Here is a 25974-nt window from a genome sequence, read left to right as displayed (position 1 = left end):
GCCGGTTGCCCGGAAAGCGGGCACGGCCGGTTCTGAGGGGGCCCCGGCGCAGCAATGCGCCGGGGCTACCCGACGAGACCTGGTTCGGGATCATCACCCGGCAGGCGATCCGCCGCGGCACCTTCCCCTCTGTCCACGCGCTGACCCGCCAGATCCGCGACTACATCACCCACTGGAACACCGACGCGCAGCCGTTCACCTGGACCGCCACCACCAACGAGATCCTCGCCAAGGTCCGCCTCACCCAGACCAGCATCCGCAAACTCGTCGACAACAACCGCAACCGCCACCGGTAAGCAAACAGAATCACGCAACACTAGACGTGCTTGGTGGCTGGGAGCAGTGCCGGGCGCTCATCACCTTCGGCACACCGTACCGGGGCGCGCCGGTCGCGGCCGACTATCTGGCGAACGGTGCCCGCAAGTTCGGAGTCCAGCTGCGTGGGCTGACGAAGCTGGTCAGCAGCTTCCCGTCCGTTTACCAACTGCTGCCGAGGTACGCGATCGTTCGGGACATCTCGCCCGAGGCCAAACGCCTTCGGGAGGACGGCGCTGAACTTCCTCTGCTGCGGGTGGGCGAGCTTCCGGTGGAGCGGGTGGGCGACCTGTCGGTCGAGCAGGCTCGCCTAGCCCGCGAGAACTTCCACGTCAAGCTGCGAAGCCCACGGCTGCAGGGTGACCAGGCATGGAACCCGCTGGCGGGGTTCGGGCACGGCACCGTGCAGGCATTGGAATATGACGGCAAGAAGCTGACGGTGGCGGTCGGGCTGCCAAGCGCCCGCGAGCTAGCTATCGACGAGCCGCTGCGCGATCTGCTCGACTCAGGCGACGGGACGGTGCCGGCGCTGTCCGCGATCCCGCTGGAACTTGCGAAACAGCGGCTGTGGAGCTGGGAGAACGGCAAGCATGGGACGGCGCACTGCGAGCGGTACCTGCTCCGCAAGCTCGTTCTCAGCCTTGCTGCCATGGGGAGCGACGTGGACACCAGCCACCTGGAGGGCCCTAGCGACGACGAGCCCGAGCCTGAACGGCCGGCGACCGAGCAGGCCGCCGCTCTGGCTGAGTCGGTGGTGCCCGCGGCGGGTCCCACGCTGGACCTGGCTCTGGACGCCGTGTTCGCGAGCGACGAGCCAGTAGAAATTCGGTGCGCGGTGCGGGCCACCATGGTCGACGCGCCGGCGACGCTGACGATCACTGCTGCGGACGGTTCGACCACGCCCGTTGTGCCCGCGCTCGAGCCGTGCGACGAAAGTGGGGCCGGCTTCCGCTGGGAGCTGCCACCACTGCCGCCCGGCGCCTACCAGGCGACGGTCTCCGCCGGCTCGCTCGAACTGACGACCTCGGACGTGTTCGAGGTGCTGGAGGCGGAGAACTCCGCGTGAATGACCTGGTCGACTGGTTTACGGACGACTGGAGGCTGCTGGCCCGGCTCGTCGACACCCGGATTGAAGGGATCTTCGACCCGCTGCCCTCACCGTACGCCGCGCGGCGGGACAGACGTTTCGCCGACGTGGCCCGGCTGGTCTACGACCATCTGAAGAAGCAGGGGATCGAGTATGAGACCTCGGTGCTGGACTTGTCGCCTGGCCAGCGCTTCCTCCAGGGAGTTCGGCTGCCCGAGCGGGTCAAGGCGGGCCGGAAGGGGAACTGCGTCGAACTGGCCTTGATCTTCGCCGGATACTGCCTCGTGGCCCAGCTGCGCCCGATCCTGCTCGCCTCGAAGGACCACGTCCTCGTCGCCGTCTGGCTGGACGACGAGGTCGGGGCGCTGGACCGCGGCGGTCACATGCGCATGCCCCCCGAGGACCACGAGTTCATCGACCAGGGGTATCTGAACGAGTCCGACGTCGGGAGGGCCAAGGATGCGCTCCTCGCACGTGTCGCGGCGGGTGCCGGCGGAGCGACGTCCGGCGGCGCCTTCCTCATCGTCGAGCCGACGGCGTATACGGCAACGGACGGCGTGGGGTACCGAACATTCGACGATGCCTGCGCGCAGGGACGGGGATGGCTGGCGAGGCAGAGCACGGTCCTGCAGGGGCTCGTCGATGTCGGCTTCGTTCTGAAGCAGTATGGCGACCATCGAGGGAGACGATGGCAGCCCCGGCCCGACCGTCTCGGTGGCAAGGGCCGGCGCAGGCTCGCTGAGGCGCTCGAACGGCTCCCCAAGCTGGCCTTACCGGTTTCATCGGTTTTGGATCGGCACGCGCTTGTTCAGCTGTCAGTCACCTTGCGCGATGAGTCCGAGGCCGCAGCTCAGGAAGTATCGTGGCTGGCCGGGAACCTCGCGCTGGTACTGGAGACCACATTGTTCCTGCGTGCCTGGCGGCCACGGGTGACCATCTCACAGCTGTGGAAGGCGGCGGCAGACGTTCTCGGCGACGTGGCGACGGAGGAAGCGGGCCACGGCGCACCATTCGACATTCGTTTTGCCGACCAGGACGTCATCGCGTGGGTCGCGCTCAATTCCCGCGCTGAAGAACGCGAGGATTCCGCTGACGAGGGCGGCGGTGGCGTGAGGCGCGCGCTGGTGGAGTTTGTCGTGCAGCTTGCGGCCGACCTCGCTACACCGATTGGGACCAGCGTACAGGCACCGACTGACGGTGAGCTCGCGCAGGATCTGACTTTCCAGGAATGGGTCGGTGACCTGGATCTGAACTACACGATTGTCAACGACATCATCCAGAAGGTCAGCGCGTGGCGGCGCCCCGGGCCATGGCGGCTTGTGATCAGCCTCCATTCGCCTGACGACGAGTGGCCGGAGGAGGTGCAGGCGTGGCTCGTCGACAGTGCGGGGAAGGCCCGGTGGGAAATTCCCCACTCCGAGCCCAGCAGACAACGGAGCGCGACGGCCGTAGCTGCAGCCGTCGGGCGTGTCCTCGAGTGGGCGCGGGAGCAGGCAAGCGAACTCGAGGACGTTGACTTGGCCGTGCCCACGTCATTCCTCGGTGGCGACGGCGGACAGTCCTGGCGTCCCGAGGAGATGATGGCTGGTGGGAACAGGCCGACGATGCTCGGCCAGGATTACCACGTCGCCGCGCGGTGGAGCCGCCGCCTGAACGGCGGCGAGAATATCGGGCTCCTTCAGCAGCGGTACAACAGGATCATGAAATCGCCGGCGGCGGCGCGGGTGAGCTGGCGGGCCGAAACTGATCCGGACGTGCTCGACGACCTGCTTCAGAAGGGGAAGGTGCCACCAGTGGCCCTGGGCCTGTCGACCGTGCTCCATGACGGGTCCATGAGGACAATGCTGGACCTGCTCCTTGAGGAGTCGCCAATCGTGCTGTGGCCCGACCAGAACGGCGGCGCACCCACCAGCACGGCATGGGATGCGGCTAAGCACGCGCTGGACGCCTACTGGGGCCCGGACGTGCCTCGGCAGCTCTCCGAGGCCTACCGGCTGCGCCGCTGGGGCGAGCCCGAGGCCAGCCTCCCATTGGCGCTCGTCCGGGCGGTCTGGGAGGACATCCCATGGCTGGAATTCTGTAAGAGCAGGAATCGGCGCGCCGCAGGGGCTGCGCGCGTGACGAGAAAGATTCCGCAACGACACCCCGATGCTGGGAAGGCTGGACCGCGATGACCTGGACGCCGTACTACCGGGGGAATCAGTCCGAAGGCGAGCGGCCTTCAGCTCCGGTGGAACTCCCGCCGTTGCCGCCGTGGCGCCAGGCGCGGGCCCATGTTCCGTTCGAGCCGCCCCTCGGGCTCGCCGGCGCGGTCAACGCCGCGTTGCTGCTGCGCCGCCCCCTGCTGCTAACCGGCTCACCTGGCGCTGGCAAGTCCACCGTCGCACTGTCGATCGCCCAGGAGTTGGGGCTCGGCGGCGTGCTGCGTTGGCACATTACCTCCCGTAGCACGCTAGTCGACGCGCTCTACCGGTACGACGCCCTCGGCCGGCTCCACGCCCGTCAGCACAAGGAGGACGATAGCCCGGAGCGGTTTCTGCGGCTCGGCCCGCTCGGTACCGCGCTCGCCGCCGTCGACCGGCCCCGTGTGCTGCTGATTGACGAGATCGACAAGAGTGACATCGACCTGCCCAGCGACCTGCTCGATGTCCTTGAACGCGGCTCGTTCGAGATCGACGTCCTCAAGCGGCACACCGTGGACGAGGTCCGGGTACGGCTCGACGTCGCCGATGGTGAAGACGACGTCGCCGATGACGCGAGGTGCACGATTGCCAGGGGTGTCGTCCGCGGCGGCCGCGACCAGTTCCCGGTCATAGTCATGACCAGCAACGGCGAGCGCGAGTTCCCGCCGCCGTTCCTGCGGCGCTGCGTCCGGTTCCCCATGCCCGACCCGGACTCGGACCAGCTGACCAAAATCGTCAATGCCCACCTCAAGGACCTCGACGAGGAGACCCAGGCGGCCATCCAGGACTTGATCAAAGCGTTCGCTGGGCGTATCGGCAAGCCCGAGGTACTGGCGACCGACCAACTCCTGAACGCGGTCTACCTGGTGACCCGCGAGTTTCCCCCCGAGGGCGACCAGCGCGAGCAGTTGGTCAGGCTACTCACGAAGGACCTCTCCTCGGCATGACCACCCTCGCCGGGCTGATCAGCGGACTGCGCGACCTCGGCGCCGACGTCGATGCGACGGCACTGGCCGACGCCCTGCTGCTCGCCGTGCGCCGCGCCCGCGCGGAATCCGGCGCTGAAACGGCCGGCGAGGTCCCCGGCGACTCCGATGACCGGCCCGCCGGTGACCAGCCGGAGACCCCGCCTTCCTCGGCCGTGTCCGAGGACGCCATTGATCCGGCCGCCAGGACAGAGATCTTTGATATCGCTGGTGGGACGGGCAGCAGAAGGGCGAGCGCCGTCCATGTGCCACGTGCGCGGTCGCTGCCGCGCGCGCAGGAGATAGCCAGGGCCCTGCGCCCGCTTAAGCGCCGCCACCTACGTGGCAGGCGCGCCATCCTCGACATCGACGCGACCATCGAGGCGTTCGCCGAAACCGACGTGCTCATCCCGGTCATGCGGCCTGAGCCTGAGCGCTGGTTCGACCTCGACCTCGTCGTCGACGACTCGCCCACTAACCGTGTGTGGCACGAGCTCACTACCGAACTGCTTGCTACCTTCCGCGATACCGGCGCCTTCCGCTCCCTGCGCCGCTGGCGCCTCGACGTCGCGAAGGGCATCCTTCTCGACAGCGCCGGCCGGCCAGCTCCCGCAGCCCGGCTGCACGAGCCGGAGTCCCGTCGGCTGGTCGTGCTCTTCTCCGACTGCGCAGACCCGGCCTGGAGCGCCGACAGCACCGCCTGGGACCTGCTCCACGGCTGGGCCCGGGGAACACCGACCGTCCTACTCAACCCGCTGCCGCTGCGGCTGTGGAGTCGTCAGTCCGGGTTCGCCGACGTCCGGCGGTGGGTCCGGCTGGTGAACCGAGCGCCAGGCGGTCCCAACACCAGCCTCGACGCCTACCCGACCGGCATCGCGCCCCTGCACCAGCGCCCTCGGCTCGTCCTCCCTGCGGGAACGGTGCTCCTGCCAATCGCCGGGCTGACGCCGCAGGCCCTCGGCGCCTGGGCCCAGATGATCGCCGCGCGCCGATCGGATGGGCTGACCGGCGTCCTCCTCGCTATGCCATCTATCGGCGCGCCAGCCGGCCCGGAGGCCGCCGCCGGGGGCACCGCCGACCGGCCGCCTATTGGGGCAGATTCCGTCGTTGAGAGCGACCTGCTCGACGACGATGACACGCTCGATGATGAGGACGACGGCTGGAATGACGGATGGGACGACACGACGCCGTCGGCCGCGGACTACGTGACCGAGTTTCGGGAGAACGCCTCCAACGCGCACGTCTACCGGCTCGCCGTCCTTGGGTCCGCTCAGCCCGTAGTCTCACTATCCCTGATGCAGCTCTTCCGCCAGGAGGTTGTCGACGGATCCGAGGTCAGCGACCTCGCCGAGTTTGTCGTCAGCGACCTCATCAACGCCATTCCAGGAAACGACGACCGGGAGATCCTGCTCCGCTACCGCGACGAGGAGGTCCTGCGGCTCCTGCGCCGCTCCCTCTCCACCGCCGACATGTTCGCCCGCGACCGCGCCCTGACCGCGTTCATCGCCCGCCAGGCTGGGCGCGGTGCCACCTTCACCGCCGCCGTACCCCACCAGGACGGCGAGCTGTCCCTACCGGAAAGCGTCGTCGCCTTCGCACGGGCCAGTCGCGCGACCCTGCGCGGCCTCGGCTTCGCAGGCCCCAAGCCGCCGGTGCCGCCTCAACCCCCGGTCCCCCCAGCCCAAGACCCCGCCGCGGACGGGCTGACCGAGGAAGAGATCAGTGTACTTGCCAGAGTTCATCTAGGACCGGCCCAGGACCCTGCTGCGGACAGGCTGACCGAGGAGGAGATTGGCGAACTCGCCAGAGTCTATTCAGGCCGGGGAAGTGCAGAAACCGTTCTCGCACGCGCCGGTCTGCCATCATCGGACTGGCCCGCTCGTTTCGAGACTCCCCTGAGATTCTGGACGATAATTGCCAGACAGCTCGACGCCAACATCCTCTCAGAGGGAGGCCGAAAAATCCTGGCCGCTGCGGCGGAAGATTTCCCCGGCAACCCCGTATTCCATCGAACTCAACGGGACCCACTCGCCGATAAGATCGCCGGCGGCGGACTGACCGAAGAAGAGATCGAGACACTCGCCGATGTGTACGGCTATAAGCCCGCTGCGCGCCGGCTCCTCGAAGCCGTGGGCCTGCCATATGGGCAAAATCCCATCCCCTCCAACTCGCCCGTCGAGTTCTGGCGAGAGGTGGCGAGGATGCTTGAGTTTCGCGCCGTTCCGGAAGGACGTCGGCGGCTCCTAGCCGCAGCCTCCGCCCAGTTCCCCGAGAACCGGACCTTGATGGCTGCGGCGGCCCGTGCCGAGGCTGAGGCGGCATCCGGACCGAGGTCCGAGGAAGAACCGAGCCATGCGCCTGAGCGACCCTCCGAGGAGGAGCCGCCCTCACCGGACGATCAGTTGACCGACTGGCTGGCTGAGTCAGAGGTACGGGCGCTGACTGAGTACTACTACAACCTAGACTCCGCGAGGAGACTGCTCGAGAACGCAGGCCTGCGGTACGAAAGTCTGCCAGTGAACACCGAGACGCCGATGCAATTCTGGGTCGCCGTAAATCGGATGCTCACCTTCGGTGCTCTTGTCGGTGCCCGGCGGCGAATCCTGGAAATCGCCACCCGGAGCTATCCAGGCGCCCGCGTATTCCAGTCGGGCCTCGAAGCCGCCGTCCGCGCCGAGGCGGCGCGTGCTGAGGCAACGCCCCCGGCATCGGCGCGTGATCAGCGTGACTCCGCTGTGCACTACACAGTGCTCGCGGTGGACATGGTCGCCTTCGCCATGCTCGGCGTGGCGGCTCAGCGCGCGTTGCAGGTCGGACTCCGGGAGGTGATTAGGAAGGCCCTTGACGCGGTGGGAGGCGATGCGTGGATCCGGGGGATGGACCGGGGAGACGGCTTCTTCACGATGTTTCCCGCGACCGTCTCGAAGGCCTACATCGTCGTCGAATTCGTCCGGGAACTGACCATAGTGCTCCGGGAGTACAACGAGACCAGGACCGAGCAGGGCCGGCTCCGGCTGCGGGTCGCGATACACGAGGGGGAGGTGTACACAGACTCCGACGGCTGGGGCGGCGACGCGGTCGTGATCGCCATGCGCCTGGTCGACTCGGATCCCGTCCGCGCCGCGCTGGCGGCCGAACCGACCGCCGACCTGGCATTGATTCTTTCGCCCACGATCTACGACTCGGTCGTCCGGGCGGGGCTCCGCGGGACGCGCCCCTCCGACTACCGCGAGGTCGAGATGCACGGCAAGTACCGCGGCCTGGCCTGGGTGACCCTTCCCAGCATCGGCGCGCCGCACGTGCCCTCGGCTCCGGGCACCACGTCAACCGGTCAGACGACGGACCAGGCACCGGCTGCGGCGCCGGCCGCCGAGCAGGAGGCGGACAAGCCACAGGGCGACGACGAGACTGGCTCTCCATTACGCGACGACACCCGGTGGGACTTTGTCCTCTCCGCCGCCGTGGGTGACGAGGACTGGGGTGCCTGGATCAAATACTGCCTGGAGGAGGAGGACTATAGGGTCCGTTTTCCACAAGTGGATGTAAGGGTTGGTGAGAGCATGGTCCACGCCTTCGATGAGGCAATTCGCTATTCGCGGTGGAGCATTGTCGTGCTCTCCCGGGCCTCCGAGACGTCGGACAGCTTTGGGCCCGGATGGTCGCAGGCCTTCCGGCGGGATCCCAACGAGACAACGAGGACTCTGATCCCGGTCCGCGTCGAGGACTTCCAGCCGCAAGGGCTGTTTGCCACGATCATGTACATCGACCTCGTCGGCTTGGATGAGCGGGAAGCGCGGGCCACCCTCATCCGACAAATCCGCCGTTCGGTCGTCGGTGGCCACCGACTCCCGAAACTACCCCCGCTCCCAGGAGGAGGAAGAGACAAGCCCACGAGCCCACCATCGTCCCTGGGGCGAACTGGCCGGCTTACGGACCCGCCGCCGTTCCCGGATCCAAGATCCTGATTCCCTGAGAGAACGCCCGCCCCACTGGCCGGCCCCTCCTCAACACCCGCACCCGGCCGCGCGTTAACTCCCCAATAAAGATCTTTAGGGCTCTTCTAAGTCGGGGGCACGTAGACCGTGCCTGCGTTGTGCCGCTGCCGCGTACTGAGGTTGCCCTTTGACGTCATGTGGCCACAGCACGGCAAGATCGAATAGGCTTAGTCGGCTTGTCGATGTGGTGGAAGGCGCGAGCGGGAGCCAATATTTCGCGGTCGGACACCCATGCCCAAGTGCGGCAATGTCTGCGGCGGTCGTGGCGATGGGTGCAAGGTCGGGATAGCTCAGGCCGCGCAGTGCCGCGGCGAGCGCCTGACGTGCGCCGGCCTCCCGCCTCGGGGATGGGAGCCAGAAGAGCAACGGGGTGACGGTGCCGCTGTTGCTGGCGAGGTCCTCGTAACCGGTGAGCTTTCGGGCGAGGCGGGGTAGGGGTTCGGTGCCGCGGTCGAGTTCGAGGAAGAAGGCCACGTCGCGGCCGTCCTGCCGCCAGCGGCCGTAGCCGTCGGGGCGGGCAAGGTCGCCGAACTCGTGAAGGCAGCGGGTTTCGGACCACCAAGTGAGCAGGCGCGCCTTCGAACCGGGGCGGCGGGCGGTGGCGATCAGGCTGGTGAAGAAGGCGTTGACGGCGACGGTGTGGTTGCGATGCTGGGAGTGGGCGATGCCGATGGCTCGGTCGTGGCGGTAGCCAATCTTCTTGGGGTCGAGGCCATCTTCGTGGGCGAGCAAGGTGGCGCCAGCGATGTCGAGGACGTAGTGGGCGGGCGCGGAGCCTTGGCCGCGGGGAAGGAGGGGTTGGAAGCGGTCGAGGACGCGCCAGGTGTAAAGGCTGCGTAGCCGGTGGTTGGCCGCCCGGCGGCTCGGGAACGCGATCTGGACGATCTGGTCGGTGGTGAGCACCTTGTATTCGGCGATCATGCGAGTGAGCCAGCGGTCGCGTGGGGTGAGCCGGGCGGCGAGCGCGGCTTGGTGTTCGGCGCTGGCGGCGGTTCGTGCGCCGGGCCGGGTCAGGACCGGGCGCGGGCGTGGCGAGGGTTCGGTGATGGCCATGGCTGCCTGTCTCGGTGACGGTTCACGCGGCGGGGCGCGGTCGGCGGCGGTCGGGTTCGGTCGGACGGGTGGCGCGGCGATGGGCGATGGCGCGGATCTGGTCGGCGCGGCCGGGGATTGCCGGTGGGAGTGGTTCGGTGCGGGCGGTGAAGGGGGCGGTGTTGGCGCCGGCGACGACCAGCCGGGCAGCGACGTGGAAAACGTCGAGGTGAGCGAGGTCGTGTTCGTTTAGCCGAGGTTCGACGTGGCCGACGAGCCGACGGGCGTCGGTGGGGCTGACTGCGAAGAAGACCTTGTTGCGGGCATTGGTCGCGATCGCTTCTTCCAGGTGCCGCGGCAGCTGGGCGAGGTGCTGGTGGGCGAGGGTGATCGAGAGCCGGTAGGCGCGAGCGGCGGTGAGCATGTCGTCGAGCGCGTACGGCAGGGTGAGGAAGTAGTGGGCCTCGTCGAGGTAGAGCGCCGCGTCGGCCCGGTGGTGCTGGGATAGGCGGGCGCGGCGGGTGACGGACTGCCAGACGGTCGAGACGACGATGGAGCCCAGCAGCGCGGCTGTTTCGACGCCGAGGGTGTCCTGGGCTGCGCGGACGAGGCAGATGCCGCCGTGGTCGAGGACGTCATCGATTTGGACGGTGCTGGGGCCGGCGGCGAGCGTGTGCCGGATGAACGGGCGTAGCAGCAGGCCGCGCAGCTTGTTCATGAGCGGGGCGACGGCGAAGGCCCGGGCGCCGTCGGTGAGCTGGTCGTACCACTGCCAGAAGCCGAGCAGGATCTCGTCGTCAACAGCACGCAGGGCGCGTGCGCGGAAGGCCGGGGACTCGAGGAGTTTGGGCAGGTCGGTGAGCCGGGGGGTGCCTGGCCCCGCGGCGAGGGTGAGCAGGCTGGCGCGCAGGATGTCGTCGGTGCGGGGGCCCCAGGAGTCGGCGTAGATCCGGCTGAAGATCGAGGTGAGGTTGTCGGCGGCGCGGTGGCGGTCGGGCTGGTCGAGGGGGTTGAGGCAGGGCGGCTGGGTGGAGGTCTCGGCGTCGAAGAGGACGACGCGGTGGGCAGCGGCCAGCGGCAGGCGGGCGAGGATGTCGTTGATTTGGTCGCCTTTGGGGTCGACGTTGACGACGCCGCGGCCGGCGTGGACGTCGGCGAGGGTCATCCGGGCGAGGAGTTCGGACTTGCCGGCGCCGGTGGCGCCGAGGACGTGGACGTGGTGGCGGGCATCGGCGACGTGCAGACCGACCGGGCGGCGGCGCTGGCCGCTGTCGGCGAGGCCGATAGGCCGGATGTCGCGGCCTCGGGTGGGGATAGCAGGCGGGGGCGGGACGGCCTTCGCGCCGGCGCGTTGTAGGCCGGGGGCGGCGAGGTCGAGAGGGAGGTGCGCGAGCGCGGCGAGCTCGGCCACAGAGAGCAGGTCCCCGCGCCGAAGCCGCCGACGGGCGAGGGCGTGCAGCGGGTCGCGGAGCCGGGCGCGCCGGTAATGGTTGTGGTCGCTGTAGCCGGTGAAGGCGGCGGCGATGGCGCGCGCCCGGCCTTGGATCTGGCCCTGAGCCTTGCGGGCGGCCTCGTCGGAGGCAAGCGAGCGAGGCCCGGCGTCGGCGCCCGGGTCGGCGGTCGTGTACGGGACGGTTGTCAGGACGGCATAGCGGATGCGGGTCTCGTAACGAGGGCCGCGATTCTTGGGAAGGGCGGCACGGTTCTCGCTGGCCTGCCGCAGCCGGTTCTGGTGATCCGCTGGCGAGCCGTTCTGGTGTGCCTGCGCTCCTCGGCCGTGGGTTGAGGGCGTGAGGAGATCGAGCAGGAGATCGAGCAGCCGGCTGAGCAGACGCAGGACGACAGGACGCGTGTGGCGGGCCGGGCGGCGGCCGGCGACAGGACGGGCCAGGATCTGCACGGCCGCGCGCTGGTCGCGGGTCAGTCCGAGGGGCGCTGCGAGCAGGGCGCGCAGGGGGTCCGTGCGGTGGTCAGAGCGGATCGGCAGCGTCTCGGTGCGGGCGAGCCGCAGTTCTCCTCCGGCGCTGAGTAGCCGTCGTCCGGGGAGCGCGAAGGTCGGCAGCGGCGGGTGGGGCCGTTCGGCGGTGGCGCGAGCGCCGGGCCAGGCAGCTTCAACGGCGCGTTCGACCAGGCCGTGCGGCACGCCGCCGGGTACCCACAGCTGGATGCGGATGCCGTCGGCGTCGAAGAGGTACTCCCAGGCCACATGGGGCTGGCCGGTGAGCAGGCGGCGCCAGCCGGACTGGGCGAGTCCGGCGAGGTTGGCCCACAGAGTCTCGGCGCCGTCCGGGTCGACAGTGGGCGGGACGAGGACGGTGACGAGCTGGGCGCCGTCGTGGAGACGGTGCTGGTAGCGCCGCCGGGCCCGCCGCGCCCAGGCCAGGACCGCGGCGATGAGGAGAGCGAACACCGGGCCGGCGAATGGCCCCCAGACCGGTAGTTGTCCGGCGAGGGTGTGCGTCGGTTCCCACGGGTCCCGCAGATAGCCGCCGAGCGCCGACGGGGTCAGCGCGGCGGCGCTCGCGGTAGCCGCCCAGGTCCGTCGCGATCCCGCCAACGTGAAATCACAGGGGTCCGGCCAGGCGAGCGCCAGCGGCCGGGGATCAGGCCGCATCGAGGTCGAAATCGTCGAAGGGGTCGTCCTCGTCGAGATCGGGGTCCGCTGACAGGTCGAGGAAGCTGACGGTATTCGTAGCGGTGGATTCGGGCTGGGCGGCCAGTTCGGCGGGGTTGGTGGTCACGAGCCGGTGCTCCGCCGGCGAGGCGACGGACTGGAACGCGACCCGTTGGGTTCCGGCGGAGAGCAGCCCTTGGCCGCGGTTGGCGGTGAGCAGGAACTGGCGTTCGCCGTCGGACAGGTCGAACACGCGGGCGATCTCATCGATCGCCTGCGGGGCCTGGCGGAGCAGGATCTGCGTCGCGGCGTTCGCGACGACGGCCGTGCCGAGGTCGGTCGCGAGCACGTCGGCGGCGTCCTGGGTGGCGACCGTCAGACCGGTCCAGTGCTTGCGGGCCGACTTGGCCATCCGGAACAGGAAGTCGGCGCCGGCCTGCTGCCGCATGAGCAGCCATGCTTCGTCGACCACGACAAGGCGGGGGCGGCGCAGTGCCGGGTTGGACACGGTTCGCCAGATCGCGTCCAGCGCGAGCAGGGTGCCGACGGGCTTGAGCTCGTCGGCGAGCTCGCGCAGGGACCAGACGACCAGATGCCCGTCGGGCCGCTGCGTCGCCGGCCCGTTGAACAGGCCGGCGAAGGCGCCGCGGACGTAGGGATGTAGCCGGGCGGCGAGTTCGATGCCGGCCTGGTCCGTCGAGGCGGTGAGGGTGTTGGCCAGGTCGGTGAGCAGCGGTGCGGGCCGGGTCCAGGTGCGTGGGTCCGCGGTGATGCCCGTGCGGCGGTAGGTGGCGGTGATGGCAGCGTCGAGAGCGGCCCGTGTCGCTGGGGAGGGCTGTTCGCCGATCATGACTGCGATCGCGGTGTGCAGGAACAGGGAGCGGCGGATCAGGGCGTCGCGGGGCGCGCCGCGGCGGCCGTCGGGGTAGGTGTGGATCGGCAGGTCGAACGGGTTGATCCGGACGCCGGGTGCGCCGAGATGCACGTGGGTACCGCCGACCGCGTCGGCAAGGCGGCTGTACTCGTCCTCGGGGTCGAGCACGTGGGCTTCGACGCCTCGGTACAGGCTGCGCAGCAGCTCCAGCTTCACCAGGTAGCTCTTGCCAGCGCCGGAACGGCCGAGGATCACGGCGTTGTGGTTGTCCAGCTCGCCGAACCGGTCCCAGTAGACAAGTCCCTGGCTGCCGAGGTTGAACCCGTACAACACCCCCGTGGGTGCGGTGGCGACCGATGCCGGACCAGCCGGAGGCAGGTCGGGGGAGGTGAATGGGAACGCGGCCGACAGCGCCGCGGTGTCGAAGGTTCGGCGCATCCGGATCTGGTCGAGCCCGAGAGGCAGAGTCGATACCCAGCCCTGCAACGACCGGTAGCTGACCGGCCGGGCATCGAGCAGCAGGCTCGCGGCCAGCGCCCGGACAGCGGCGACCTCACCAGCGAGTTCGTCCTGGCTGGTCACGTGGACGGTGAGGTAGAGGCCGAGCCGGAACAGTTTGCCCTCGCCACGCGCGACGCGGGCGGACAGGTCGTAGGCGTCCTCGGTCGCCGCCTCGGCCTGCGGGTCGGCGAGCCGGCCGTGGTCGTCGTCGTAGCGCAGCCCGGACTCCAGCTTGGCGAGTTGGCGGCGGAGCCGGCGCGCGGCGGTGACCGGGTCGATGGGCTCGACGTGCACGGACACGTCGACCCGCCCGGGGTAGGTGAGCAGCGGCGCCAGCCAGCCGGGGTGGACCTCGCGGGGGTAGCCGATGACGGCGAAGGTGGCGACGTACTCGCCGCCGACCTCCAGGTGGCGTGGCGCCACGACCAGCGACTCCGGCGCGAACGCGGCGGCGCTGGCCGGCGGGGCGGCTGTAGGTCTGTCGTGCCCGGGCGCTGGGGCGGGTCTGGTCGTCGTGCTGGTGCGTCGTGTGCGGGGCATGGTCAGCTCCAGGAGTCTTCGTCGGTCCCCGGGGCGTCGGAGGCTTCGGGGGTGTAGGGGCCGAGGCCGGTGGGCCGCCGGGCCGTCCGCCGGCTGGCCCGGCGGCGGCGTCCGTCGTTGGTGGTGGGGATCCAGCCGGGCGACGTGGTCTCCCGCCTGCCGCCAGGCGCGGAGATGGGGTCGGGCGGAGCTGGTTCGGGCTCGGCGGCGGTGATGATGTCGTCCGGGGCGGCGAGGTCCTCGGACGCGGAGAGCAGGCCTGCCGGGTTACAGGCGGAGGCGAGCACACCGGTGACCGCGCCGGCGCCCAGCGGGGTGATCACGATGCCGGCGGGGGCAAGTAGATCGGCGGCCTCGGCGAGCCGGCGGACGAGCCGAACCTGCGCCGCGCGCCGGGCAGCATCGGCCGCCCGCTGGCTGTCGCGGGTCCGGCGGCGGTGCCGGGCCGCGCCGGCAGCGGCGCCGAGCCCGTCGGCCGGCGTGCTGCCAGCGAGCGGCTCGCGCAGGACGAGCAGTACCTGGCGGTGCAGCAGGTCGGTGTCCGTGGCCAGCTGGCCGAGGTAGCCGGCGTGCTCGACGGCCGCCGCTGCCAGCGCCGGATGCGGCAAAGCAGTCGCGGCGGCGTGCAACTCGTGGATCTGGGCCGACAGGTCGAGGCGCTCGGCACGGACCAGGATCTGCACGCCACTGGTCAGCGAATGCAGGTAGCGGGCGAAGGCGGCGACCAGCGCCTCCTGCTCGCCAGGCGTGCGCAGCGCGAAGTTCACCGTCGACGCGACCGCGACCGTCGCCACGCCGTCGGCCCCCAGGTCGATCATCCCGGCGTGGGTGACGTCGCGGGTGGGGAACCGCAGTGGCGCCGGCGGTTCGGTGTTCTGCCGGTCCCGGCCGCGTCGCCCGGTCTGCTCGGGCTGGTGGGTGGCGCGGTCGGTCAGCCAGGCGGGAGGAGGCGTGATGCCTTCCGGAGCGCTGACCTGACGGCGTGGGGTGTCGCGCTGGCGTGCTGCGGCGAGCAGAAGCCGATCCAGAGATAGGCCGTCGCGCTGGCCGAGTGCGAGCACCGCGGCCGTGACGACCACGGGCACCGCGCCCAGCGCGAACAGTGGCAGTGGCACGAACGAGGCTGTGAGCAGCCAGGCGAGGTAGAGCAGGGCGCCGGCGGCGGCGAGGATGAGCAACTGCCGGGCGGTCAAATTGCCGAGGAGCCTGTCCTCGCGGTCGATGTCGGCGGGGATGCGAACGGGGTGCGTCATCGCTAAGGTCCTTCCGGGCATAGGGCGCTGTTAGGAGGCCGACCGGCTCAGAGGTGTCAGAACGAGGGCTGGGACCGCCCATGTGGCCGGGGCGTGCGGCGTGGCGCGGTTACCGGCGACCACGACAGCGCCGGTTGGGAGCCGGACCGCGGCCGCGGCTCGCGGGGCGAGGCGGACGGGGCCGCCGGACGCCGATACCGCTCATATGTGGCCTGCGCAAGATCGTGGCGGGGGTTCGTGCGTGCCGTTGGCGCGAGCGGTGACCAGGAGACCGTGGCGGGCGGCGTGGGACGGCTCCACCCGGAGGGGCGCGACCGTGACCCGCTGGTGGCTCCGTTACCGGTGGTGCCGCTCTGCTGGCCTGGGGATGACGGACCTGGCCGCGGGCGCCGCGGCGTCTGTCGGGACAGCGGATCCGACGCGCCGCGCGCCGAGCCGTCACGGCCGGTCTGAGAGCGGCGGGCCCACGACGGCGCTGGTCCCGAAGGATGGCCTCCGCCCGGGCCTCGACCCGCCCCCTGCCCGCTCCAGCCGGCCCGGCCACCGGGCCCGCCAGCTCCGCCGGCCGATGCCCCTCGCTGGCCCCGGGTATGACGGCCGCTGGGCAACAGGCCGAGCACTCGGCCGGCCACGTAGGCGCGGGCGACCCTGCCAAGAAACGAGGGACCGCCGCCCACCTGCGCGGCCTGCAGCAACCAGAACGGGATCCGGAACAGGACGTACATCAGCGTGATCGCGGCCAGCATGTTGACCAGGCCGTCCGGGGTCGGGCCGAGCACGGTGAACCCGCCGGGCGTGAAGAACACCACTAGCGCGGCGTTCAGCACGAACGCCTGGGCGACCTGAATGGCCAGGCACGCCCCAAAGGCCCGCCACCACCAGCGCGCGAGCCCGTCGGTCTGCGGGAGCGCATGGGCAGCGAGCAGCGGCGGAGCAGCACCGATCAGCACCACTGTGAGCAGGACCCGGGCGATGTAGGTGCACATCAGCGCCGCGGTAAGCAGCGCCAGGAACTGACCCAGAAGAGCCAGCGCCAGGGTCGGGCTGGTCCGCAGCGAGGTGATCAACAGGCCGCGCAACGTTTCGGTCGAGGTATCCGGGTTGACGCCGGTACCGAGGATCGCGGCAGGCAGCGAGTTGACCAGGTTGATCGCCGTGTCGGCGAAGGTCCGCGAGAACGCGGCGGCGAGGAACGCCAGCGGGATCCGTGGCCCGATCTCCTTGATCGACGTCCGGGTCTGCACCGAGCCGAACGCCATGACCAGCACGGCGCCGACAGCGATCAGCAAGCCGTAGAACGCGACCGTGAGCCGCCACGAGTTCGACCACAGCTCGCCGATCGCCGGCAACGACTCCGGCGGCGGGGTCGTCAGCAGTGTGCGACCGAGCAGATCCAGCAGCGGCTCGAGAAGGGAGATCACCAGCTTGCGGGCGATCCTGTCGAAGATCCCCTCGACCGCGTCCGTAATCCACCCAATCCACCCGCCGCCGCCTTCGCCCGGGATCTCGGGCACCTCCGGGGTGGTGTGCGGCACCGGAGGCGAAGGCGCCGGGTCCGGTGCCGGCGGGGCCGGTGACGACGGGCCGTCGTCGCCCGGAGCAGGCGCCGGCGTGTCATCGCCGGGGGCATCGCCGCCAGGTGGCACCGGAGATGGTCCGGGTTGTGGGTTCGGGCGCGGTGCCGCCGTGGCCGGCGCCGGCCCGGTCGTCACGGACGCGGCTGGCCGCGAGACGGTGCTCGCCTCCGTGGGCGCCGATACGGGCGTCCGCTGGGCCATGAGTGCCAGGCCGATGGCCGTGAACAGGAACAGGCTCAGAAGCAGGGACGGCCGCATCAGCCGCCGCCGGCGAGTTCGCGGTACCGGGTTGCGACAGGCTGGGGCGGTAGCCCGCCGGTGCGCGGCCGACCTGGGTGGGCGGGCACCGAGACGTCGTGACGAGACAGGAAGGTTCATGGTCTCTAGGCCCCGACGATGCCCTTGAGGATCTGAACGATGACCGGCGCCAGCGCGGCGAGACCGTAGCCCCAGGCCGCGTTCTTCAGCGCGGCCTTCGCCTTGCTGATCTCGCCCGGGTCGCCATTGGAGATCAGGTAGCGCGCGCCCGCGAGCGTCAGGAACACCGTGCCGAGCAGGCCGAGGATCCCCATGATCCAGTTGCGGATGTTGGTCAGCACCGTGTTCAGGTCGTACGGGACCGGCGGCGTGACCTCGGCGATCGCCGGGACGGCGAACACGCCCACCAGCACCAGGAAGGTGACGACCACGACGGCAGCGACCGTCCGATGCCAGCTCTGTCGGCGCCAGCACGCAGGGGACCTACGTCTTTGCGGCGGACCGGAAAGAGGTGCCTCGCCGGCGCGGGAATCACGGCGCCCAAAGATCAGACCCATGGCCGCGGCCCTCCAAGGAGGGTCGTAACCGGAGACAGAGCATCCCTGGGTGCGGCCGGATGAGAGACAGTCCCAGGCGCGGACGCCGATGGGGAAACGAGGTGTGGTCGGGCAGGCGGGCCCGTGGCGTTGTTCGCCGGGGAAGCGATGGGCTGGGCCTTCGCGGGTCTCGACGAGACGAGGGAGGCGTCCAATCCGGTCAGGTGGGCCACGAGGCGGGCCTCGGCACGCGACCGCAGCACATACGCGGCCCGGGCAGAGGTGCCACGGTCCGCGGCCCACGCGGCGACGGTCACCCGATCCAGCCGGGTCGCGCCGATCAGGTCAACCTCGGCAGGGGTCAGCACCCCGTCGGCGACCGCCCGCACCAGGACCAGATCGGGATGACCGGTCCCGGACTCCCCGACATGCCCGCGGGCATCGAACAGGTCCGAGTCCGGACGGGGACCCTCCCGGGCCTGGGTCACAACCGCCAGCCCCGCCCGATAGGCCGCCCACCGCAGCCGCACCATGATCCTTGGCAGGTCGAGTCGCGCCGTCGTCACGGCGGCGAGAAACCCGGCGAGCACCTCGGCGTGCACATCGAACGGATCCGCCGCCGAATAGCGCGACAGCCGACCCGCGACCGACGCCAACGCCGGCAGCGCCATTCCGGCGCAGCCCACCGTCCACGCCGAGCCGTGCTCCCTCGAGCGGCGGATCACCAATGCCCAGGCCGTGTCCCGTGTGCTCTGCGGGCAGCGGCTCGCCATCAGCCGATCCCGCAGCTCGTCCAGCGGGACCAGCCGGTCCGGTAGGCCGAGGAACGGCGAGCCGTCGACCGCCAGCGGCTCCGGCCCGGCAACCAGCAGGGCGAAGCAGTCCCGCACGGTGGTCAGCGGCCACACCCGCCCGTGCGGATCACCGCCGGTCGAAGCGAACACACCCACGTCATCAGGCATCCCGGACCGTCCTCGTCGTGTCGTCGAAACGAATCCGGAAAAGCAATCCACCCCGCCACCAGCGAAACACCAGAAGATCGCCAGGCGAGGCACAGAAAGAATCGAGAGGAAAGCCAGAGGAAAGCCAGAAGTGGGTCTGTCGACCCCGGGGCGGTCGGGCGGGTGGGCGATATTTGCAGTTCAGGGCGTATCTGGTTTCTCGCCGGGCGTCGCGATGATCGGCCAGAGGCGCCGGCGGAACCGGATGCGAAGAAAGAGGTGCTAAGAGCCGCCGAGCGGGCGCGGCGCTGTGACCGGTCGGCGGTGAAGCGGAAACGGAAAATCGGGGCGGAACTCGGTCTCTTCTGGTGATGGACGCGTCGCCGAGGAGGCGAGGAAGGAGACCGCTCGATGCCATCGAGCCCCGAGGGTTGCCAGGACGGGCAGGCTGCTGGGCCGCCGCAGGAGCTGATGTCGGTGTGGCCCTGCTCGCCGCGGGACGTCAGGGGGCCGGGCACCGCGTCCCCGCACGCGGTGCCGCCGGAGATCACCCCAATCCGTGACCTGGCGTCGGACGACGCGGCGGTCGTGCCGTGGTTGCGCGCGGCGGTCAGATGCGCGGTGACGCGCTTTACCCGCGTGGGTCAGCGGGTGCTTCTCGTGGCGCCGCCACCCACGGTGGCTGGCGAGCTGGACGAGCCCGGCCCGCCCGACGAGCCCGCCGGCCTGTTTGACCTTCTGCCAGCCGTCGCCGAGGACGTGGTCTCGCTCGGCCGGCGGGTCGGTACATGGACCGGACCTTCTCCCCTGGGCGCCGCGGCCGGATCGGACCGGCATGGGACGACGGGAAGCGGGTCCCGGTCCGGTTCCGGACCCCAGCCCAAGTCCGCGGCCGGACCGGGACTCCGCGGGACCGGTGTGGCTGATCGGGACGGCGGTCCGAAATCTGTCCGGCCGCTGGCTGGGCAGGAGCTTGGACGGTTCGACCTGGTTGTTGCCGGAGTGGGACCCGCCGACGCCGGCTGGGCGCTTGAGATGCCCTGGGTCAGTCTGCTGGCCTTGCCCGGCCTTCTGGCCGTCATCACGCACGCGGAGAGTCACGGGGGCTGGCTGGTCGACCCAATCGTGGACATCACCGCGGCGGCGTTCGACAGCGGGCTGGCATTGGTCGACCGGATCGTGCTGGTGGAGGTTCCCCTTCAGGACCTTCTCTCCGCTGACGCGGCTGGCAGCGGGCGTTTCGACGACTCGCCGGGGCCGATCGCCATGCGCCGGGCCTGCTCCGACCTGCTCGTGTTCGCGGTCGCCGCGCGGGACATGTCATGGCCGGTGGCATGACGGCCGCCGGCGTGCTGGTCGCCCAGATGCCCGACGCGCGGTGGCTGTCGGTCTGGCCCACCGGCCAGCAGGACCTCGCCCAGCAGCTGCTCGCGGGCGGCTACCTGCCCGCGACGGAGGCGGACGGGGCGGCGATCCCGCCGGCGGTCGCGGCCCACGCCATCGCCGCCTACAGCCGGCCGGGGGATGTGGTCTACGACCCGGACTGCGGCACCGGGACCGTCTGCGTGGAAGCGGTGCGCGCCCGCCGGCACGCGGTGGGCGCCACGGCCGACCCGCGCTGCTGGGAACTGGCCCGCGCCAACCTCACGCTCACCAAGCGCCACGGCGCGACCGGCGACGGGATGATCCTCGACGGCGTCGCGGACGGCTGGTCCCGGACGGGCCTGGCCGCGCCGGTCGACCTGGTACTCACCGCGGCCCGCGCGACGGACCTCGCGATCTCGGGTCCGGGTCCGGACCGGGACTCCAGTCCGGACCCGGACGGGGCTGACGGGCCAAGTCCGGAGACGGACCCCGGCAGGGCGGACCGGCTGCGCGCGCGGCTGTCGGACTACACGCGGCTGACGCGGCCCGGCGGACTGCTGGTCATCGTCGGCCGGCCCGGTCCGTGCCGCGACGGCGCCCATCTCGCGGGCGTCAGGGAACCGCTCGTGGAGTTGCTCATCGCCGGCCGCGCGGCCGGCCTCGCCCCTGTTGACCGGTGCGTCGCGCTCACCGCCGCCATCACGACTGCCGGCCTCCGGTCCCACCTCGCCAGCCGCCCGGGCAGCGCCGACCCCGGCGACAGCGCGCGCCCGCTGGGCGTGGCACCCGCCCAAGCGGGCGGTAGGCCGTCGCACCTGCCCGCCCACCTCGACGTGGTCGTCTTCCGCCGCGTCGCCGTGGTCAGTGCCGCCGCCAGCGCGGCGGCCTGGCCGTCCGCCGCGGCCGATCGCCAGGCCGCCGCGTCGCGGATTGCCCGCACCACCCGCCGCCTCCGCCGCCCGGTGCCGCGAGCCGCATGACCGCTGGCCCGGCCGCCGCTCCTCGACCTCCCGTTTCGCGGTCCGCCGCCGCCGCCCCGATGGAGTTCCTCATGCCAGACCCGTCCGAACCGGTCATCCTCGGCCCCGCCGGGCCGGCACAGCCATCCGCTGCCCCGAGCCGCCGCCGAGGGTTCTTCGCCCGCCGCCGGGCCGCCCGTGAGGCGAAGGCGCTCGCCGAGTTCCACGCCCGGACCAACGCGCTCGCGCTCCTGGAGCAGATCGCGATCGTCCGCGCCGGCTACCACCTCGGTCCGATCCCGTACGGCTACCAGCCGCTGCACCTTCCCGTCACCGGCCCCGACGGGGTAACCCGGCGGCGCACCCATCTCATCGTCGACCCACTCGCCGCTTCCGAGATCATCGCGATCTTTCGGATGCGGGTCGAGGAGCGCCTCAGCCCGGCGCTGATCGCGGTCCGGCTCGCCGAGATCGCGCGGGCCGACGCCGCGCTAGGCGGTCCCGTGCCGGGAAACCCGGGTGGCCCTCGGCTGTGGACCCCGCAGTCCGTCGCCCGGGTTCTGGGCAATCCGGTCTACACCGGTGCCTCGGTGTGGGGTCGCGTCCAGCGCGGCCGGCGGGTGCACCCCGACGGCTGGGTGATCTGCCCCTTCGCCCACCAACCGCTCGTGGACGGGCGAACCTTCCACCGGGCCCAGCTGCTCACGCCGCCGGCGAGCCGGGTCGTGAGCCGCTCCCTACCGCCCTGGGAGTTCGGCCCGGGCAGCCCGCCCGGCGATGGGCAAGTAGGAGCGGCCGCATGACGTCACCTCTGCCGCCGCCGTACCACCAAAGCCCCGGCGTCACCCTCTACACGGGCGACGCTCACGACGTCCTGGCCGGATTTCCCTCGGCCAGCGTCGACTGCGTCGTCACCTCACCGCCCTACTGGCGCCAGCGCGACTACGGCACCCGTCAATGGACCGGCGGCGACCCCGGCTGTCGGCATCGGGCCGCCTCCCGCCGGACCGCCGGGCCGCGACTGGCTGTCGCGCGGTGTCGATCCTGCGCGGCGGTCCAGGAAGACCGGCAGTACGGCCAGGAGTCCACCCCGGACGCCTACATCACCGCCCTGCGCCGCGTCTTCGGCGAACTGGCCCGGGTTCTGATCCCGACCGGCACCGTGTGGCTGAACCTCGGCGACACCTACGCCAGCCGCCTCCCACCGGTGGCCGTGCCCGCCGCACCGACCGGAACCGCGGTGATCCCACTGCGCCGCCGCAACCTGCTCGGACTGCCCTGGCACGTCGCGTTCGGACTCCAGGCGGACGGCTGGATCGTCCGCAACGCGATCGTCTGGTGGAAGAAGAACGCGATGCCAGAACCCGTGACCGACCGGTTCTCCACTCGGTACGAGCTGCTGTTTCTCCTCGTACGCGAGCAGCGCCACTACCTCGATCTAGACGCGATCCACGCACATCGGACTGCGCTGGAACCCTCGAGCCAGAACCAAGCTGCCCGCGTCGAGTCCACCGACGCGCAGGCCCGCCTCGTCGGACCTGCGCCCAGGCGCCGGCCTCGAGCCACGGGCGGCGCCGATAGGACGGAACGTGATGCCGCTGGCGAGCTCCTCAGCGACGTCTGGGCGATCAACACCCGGCCGCTCGCCGAGCCGCACTTCGCCACCTACCCGATCGACCTCCCGCTGCGCTGCATCGCGGCCGGCTGCCCGCCCTACGGCACCGTCCTCGACCCGTTCTCAGGCACCGCGACCACCGGCCTCGCCGCTCGCGCGCTCAATCGGCCCTACGTCGGCATCGACCTCAACCCCGCCTTCCACGACATCGCCATCGCCCGCCTCGCCCGTGCGCCCGACCAGGCGCGGGCCGCCGTCCCGCCCGCGGACGCCGCATGATCAGCCCAGGCCAACGTGGCATCCGGACGACCAAGACCGCTGACCAGCCGGCGACCCGGGGGAGCGTGGACTGCTTCCGGTTGTCCAGCGCGTCCGGCGTATGCCTCGCGGTCGACAACGTCGTCACCGCGCTGGCCACGATTCCGACAGCCTCCGTCGACTGCGTCGTGACGTCGCCGCTGCCCTGCCTCGCCTGCGGCAGCGACGACATCGCCAATGCCAAGGCGGCCTCGGGGGAGCAGCCCACGACGGAGCCGATGGCTGTGGCACTCGTGGAACGGCTCCGGCAGGTGTTCGCCGAGGTCGCACGTGTTCTCGTTCCCTCAGGCACTGCGTGGCTCCACCTCGGCGACAGCTACACGACCGACGCTGATGGCCGTGGGCTTGGCCAACACCATTGCCCTCTACAGCACTGCCGCGGACCGAATGGTGATATCTCGGCCCCGAGCCTGCTCGGGCTGCCCTGGAAGGCGGTGTTCGCCCTGCAGGCCGATGGTTGGATCCTGCGCAGCGCGGTTGTCTGCCAGACGCCAGAAGCCACGTCGACGCCTGCCTCCAGTGGGCTAGCCATCCACTACAGCCTGCTGTTCCTGCTTGTCCGGCAGCCTCGGTACCACTTCGACCTCGACCCGCTTCGGACGCCGTACACCGGCACCCGGGCGCTCTCGCGCCGAGCGCACCGAGGCGGCACGCGCCCGCATGCGGCATCCACAGACCGCACCCCGTGGCCACTTGGCCCCATGACCGCGGCCTGCGGCGGCAACCCAGGCGATGTCTGGACAATCCCATTCGACCGTGAAGAGACCGGCCAAGGGGACGACTACCCGATCGCGATCCCGCTTCGCGCGATTGTGGCTGGCTGTCGGCCCGGCGGGGTCGTTCTCGACCCGTTCGCCAGTGCCGGCACCACCGGCGCGGCGGCTCGCCGCCTTGGCCGCGCCTTCATCGGCATCGACCCGTGCGTGTCCAGCCATCAACTCGTATGCGGCTCGTTCGGACACGAGACCCATAGGCGAGCCGACCGACATGATTGTCGGCGATCGGCCTCATGAAGACTCGGTTCTCATCATCAGTCGTGTGCGTGATCGGGCCAGCCGGCGTTATCCTATTCGCCGAAAAGATCACCCCTGTGAGCAGCTGGGATGGTTGAAGATACCTCGCGTCCCGGCGGGCTGGGGGAGGAGGAACGGGAACCGCGCCCAGCCGAGCAGGACTCGGCGAACCAGGTCGATAAGCCGCCGACGAAAAGGCGATCCGGAACCCGGTCACAGGAGTGGAAATTCGCCGGGGAGGTTCGCATGGTCGGCGGTCAGGAAGGACTCCGCCTACGCGCCGCCTTGGCGGACGTAACCCGTGACCTGCTGCTCTGGGCCGCAGAAGACCTTGCCAACGACGAGCCGGAACGAGATGCCGCATGACCCTCGCGTTGCCACCCCGACCCGGCCCCCCGCCGGGCCCGCCCGGACCGCGCAACCAGGCGCTGTCCGACCTCGCGGTCTCGCCGTTCGCGATGCCGCTGGGCCTGCTCCATGGGGAGGTACGGGTCGCCTTCCTCGGCCGTACCTCCACCGACGACCAGCAGGACCCGCGCCAGTCCATGCTGCGCCAGCTGGACCGCAGCAAGTCGGCACTGCCCCAGTCGTGGGTGATCGTCGCCCATTACTACGACGTCGAGTCCGGCCGCAAAGAGCTGGACCAGCGCGGCCACGGCGCCGACGTCCGCCGGTACGACATCCCGATCGCCCGCGACGGCGGCATCGCCGACCTGCTCGCGGAGGCCGCGCAGCCCGGCCGCCGGTTCGACGTTGTGATCTGCGAGTCGATGTCGCGGATCGCCCGGAAGATGTACGAGAACCTCTCCATCGAGAGAGTTCTCGAACGCGCCGGAGTGCCGATTTTCGCCTGGAACGAGCCGATCAGGGTCGACGGGCCGCGTGCGTCGCAGATCCTCCAGCGGCGGATCAACCAGTCCGTCGCTGAGTACGAGGTACTCAACACACTGGAAAGCGCCTGGGGCGGGCTGTGTACCCACGTCAGGGAAGGATGGAACATCGGGAAGCCGCCCTACGGGTACAAGGCCAAGACCTACCGGCACCCGAATTCCGCCAAGGCCAACCGGGGGGCCACCAAGTCACGCCTTGAACCCGACGACGCCTGCGGCACCACGGTGACCCAGATCGCCAACTGGCGTTATCACGAAAGGCTCGGCTATGGGGATATCGCCGGCCGGCTCAACAACGACCTGGAACGGTACCCGCCGCCTGAACCAGTCGGCGGAAAGAGCCGGGCCCGCGGCGCCTGGTCGAGGACGGCCATCGCCGACATCCTGCGCAACCCGAAGTACACCGGATACCAGGTGTTCAACCGGCGCGCCAGGAGATCACGCGCCAACGAACCCAACGGTCCGGAGAAGTGGGTCTGGTCGCTGGAACCCGTCCACGAGCCGCTCATCCCCAAGTGGATGTACGACGAGCTCAACGCCGGCACCTGGAGCAAGGAAGGCTCCCGCAGCGGCAACGACCTCAACGTCCGCCCCGGTACGACGCGCACCTACCTGTTCCGGGGCTTGGTGTTCTGCGCCTGCGGCCGGCGGATGTACGGCGCTACCCGTACGTCTGGCAAGCCTGGTCACTACGTCTGCTGGCCAAGGTCGAACAACCGTGGCCGAGAAGACCTGCTCGAAGGTCACCCGAAGACGGTCCGGCTCCGCGAGGACATCCTCGGCGACGCTGTGGCCGACTTCTTCGCCGAACGGGTCTTCGGCGACGACCGCGTCGCCCTCCTCGCGGCCGAGATGGACGGCACGGACATCCGTGCCGCCGAGGAGCGCGCCGCCAACCGCGCCGCGCTCGATCGGAAGATCGCTGACCTGGAGCGGCGGCAGAGCAACATCCGCCGCCAGGTCCAGGAGAGCGACCCCTCCGACCCGTTCGCCCAGGCACTGCGCGGCGACTACAACGAACTGGAGGGCGAACGCTCGACGCTGCGGGCCGCGCTGACCGCCCTCGACGCGGAGGACGAAGCGGCCGTGGCCGACGGAGTCGTGCCCATCGCTCAGGCTGAGGCCCTGCTCGCCGTGCTGCCC

The 25974-nt window shown here is 70.5% G+C and carries 16 protein-coding genes and 2 pseudogenes; 11 read left to right on the top strand and 7 right to left on the bottom strand.

Annotated elements, in window-relative coordinates:
* The 5 genes and pseudogenes from I6A81_RS07955 to I6A81_RS07935 form a co-directional block, all read left to right on the top strand.
* Positions 1-296: pseudogene (locus I6A81_RS07955) on the top strand (hypothetical protein); the annotation flags it as partial.
* Positions 297-322: 26 nt separating this feature from the next.
* Positions 323-1381, top strand: coding sequence for a copper resistance CopC family protein (locus I6A81_RS07950; protein WP_203003247.1), 1059 nt, complete (start codon positions 323-325; stop codon positions 1379-1381).
* Entirely contained in the window at positions 1378-3576 is a 2199-nt protein-coding gene (locus I6A81_RS07945; RefSeq protein ID WP_203003246.1) for a hypothetical protein, read from the top strand. The genes I6A81_RS07950 and I6A81_RS07945 overlap by 4 nt, the downstream gene beginning before the upstream one ends.
* Entirely contained in the window at positions 3573-4532 is a 960-nt protein-coding gene (locus I6A81_RS07940; protein WP_203003245.1) for an AAA family ATPase, read from the top strand. The genes I6A81_RS07945 and I6A81_RS07940 overlap by 4 nt, the downstream gene beginning before the upstream one ends.
* A complete protein-coding gene (locus I6A81_RS07935) occupies positions 4529-8515 on the top strand; it encodes an SAV_2336 N-terminal domain-related protein (protein WP_203003244.1) in 3987 nt (1328 codons plus the stop codon). The genes I6A81_RS07940 and I6A81_RS07935 overlap by 4 nt, the downstream gene beginning before the upstream one ends.
* An 84-nt stretch (positions 8516-8599) precedes the next feature.
* Here the strand turns inward: I6A81_RS07935 and I6A81_RS07930 are convergent, their stop codons facing one another.
* The 7 genes from I6A81_RS07930 to I6A81_RS07900 form a co-directional block, all read right to left on the bottom strand.
* Positions 8600-9598, bottom strand: coding sequence for a replication-relaxation family protein (locus I6A81_RS07930; protein WP_203003243.1), 999 nt, complete (start codon positions 9596-9598; stop codon positions 8600-8602).
* 22 nt (positions 9599-9620) lie between these two features.
* Positions 9621-12134 (bottom strand): type VI secretion protein, encoded by a 2514-nt coding sequence (locus tag I6A81_RS07925; RefSeq protein WP_238429143.1) that lies wholly within the window; start codon positions 12132-12134, stop codon positions 9621-9623.
* Between the two features lie 46 nt (positions 12135-12180).
* Positions 12181-14106, bottom strand: a complete 1926-nt coding sequence (locus tag I6A81_RS07920; protein WP_203003241.1) for a VirB4 family type IV secretion system protein — start codon at positions 14104-14106, stop codon at positions 12181-12183.
* Positions 14107-14108: 2 nt separating this feature from the next.
* Positions 14109-15359 carry a PrgI family protein gene (locus tag I6A81_RS07915; protein ID WP_203003240.1) on the bottom strand — a complete coding sequence of 417 codons (1251 nt, stop codon included), beginning with the start codon at positions 15357-15359 and terminating at the stop codon, positions 14109-14111.
* Positions 15360-15415: 56 nt separating this feature from the next.
* Positions 15416-16873 (bottom strand): relaxase family protein, encoded by a 1458-nt coding sequence (locus I6A81_RS07910; RefSeq protein ID WP_203003239.1) that lies wholly within the window; start codon positions 16871-16873, stop codon positions 15416-15418.
* A gap of 446 nt (positions 16874-17319) precedes the next feature.
* Positions 17320-17625 (bottom strand): hypothetical protein, encoded by a 306-nt coding sequence (locus I6A81_RS07905; protein ID WP_307874527.1) that lies wholly within the window; start codon positions 17623-17625, stop codon positions 17320-17322.
* A 116-nt stretch (positions 17626-17741) separates the two neighbouring features.
* Positions 17742-18692 (bottom strand): hypothetical protein, encoded by a 951-nt coding sequence (locus tag I6A81_RS07900; RefSeq protein ID WP_203003237.1) that lies wholly within the window; start codon positions 18690-18692, stop codon positions 17742-17744.
* A gap of 390 nt (positions 18693-19082) precedes the next feature.
* Here I6A81_RS07900 and I6A81_RS07895 point away from each other — a divergent pair, with 390 nt between their 5' ends.
* From I6A81_RS07895 to I6A81_RS46115, 6 genes and pseudogenes are all read left to right on the top strand, one after another.
* Positions 19083-20009, top strand: coding sequence for a hypothetical protein (locus I6A81_RS07895; RefSeq protein ID WP_203003236.1), 927 nt, complete (start codon positions 19083-19085; stop codon positions 20007-20009).
* The gene (locus I6A81_RS07890) at positions 19994-21016 is read left to right on the top strand and encodes a DNA methyltransferase (RefSeq protein ID WP_238429142.1); all 1023 of its coding nucleotides are present in this window, start codon (positions 19994-19996) and stop codon (positions 21014-21016) included. The genes I6A81_RS07895 and I6A81_RS07890 overlap by 16 nt, the downstream gene beginning before the upstream one ends.
* A 71-nt stretch (positions 21017-21087) precedes the next feature.
* A complete protein-coding gene (locus I6A81_RS07885) occupies positions 21088-21798 on the top strand; it encodes a recombinase family protein (protein ID WP_203003235.1) in 711 nt (236 codons plus the stop codon).
* On the top strand, positions 21795-22889 hold the full coding sequence (locus tag I6A81_RS07880; RefSeq protein ID WP_203003234.1) for a DNA-methyltransferase: 1095 nt from the start codon (positions 21795-21797) through the stop codon (positions 22887-22889). Before I6A81_RS07885 ends, I6A81_RS07880 begins: the two co-directional genes overlap by 4 nt.
* Complete coding sequence (locus I6A81_RS07875; protein WP_203003233.1) at positions 22886-23941, top strand: DNA methyltransferase; 1056 nt, start codon at positions 22886-22888, stop codon at positions 23939-23941. Before I6A81_RS07880 ends, I6A81_RS07875 begins: the two co-directional genes overlap by 4 nt.
* 362 nt (positions 23942-24303) lie before the next feature.
* Positions 24304-25569, top strand: a pseudogene (locus tag I6A81_RS46115) (recombinase family protein); the annotation flags it as partial.
* Positions 25570-25974 lie beyond the last annotated feature (405 nt).

It is taken from the genome of Frankia nepalensis, from assembly GCF_016786325.1.
Taxonomy (GTDB): domain Bacteria; phylum Actinomycetota; class Actinomycetes; order Frankiales; family Frankiaceae; genus Pseudofrankia; species Pseudofrankia nepalensis.
The sequence above is the reverse complement of the archived record's forward strand: the minus strand, read 5'-3'. Positions and strand labels throughout refer to the sequence as shown.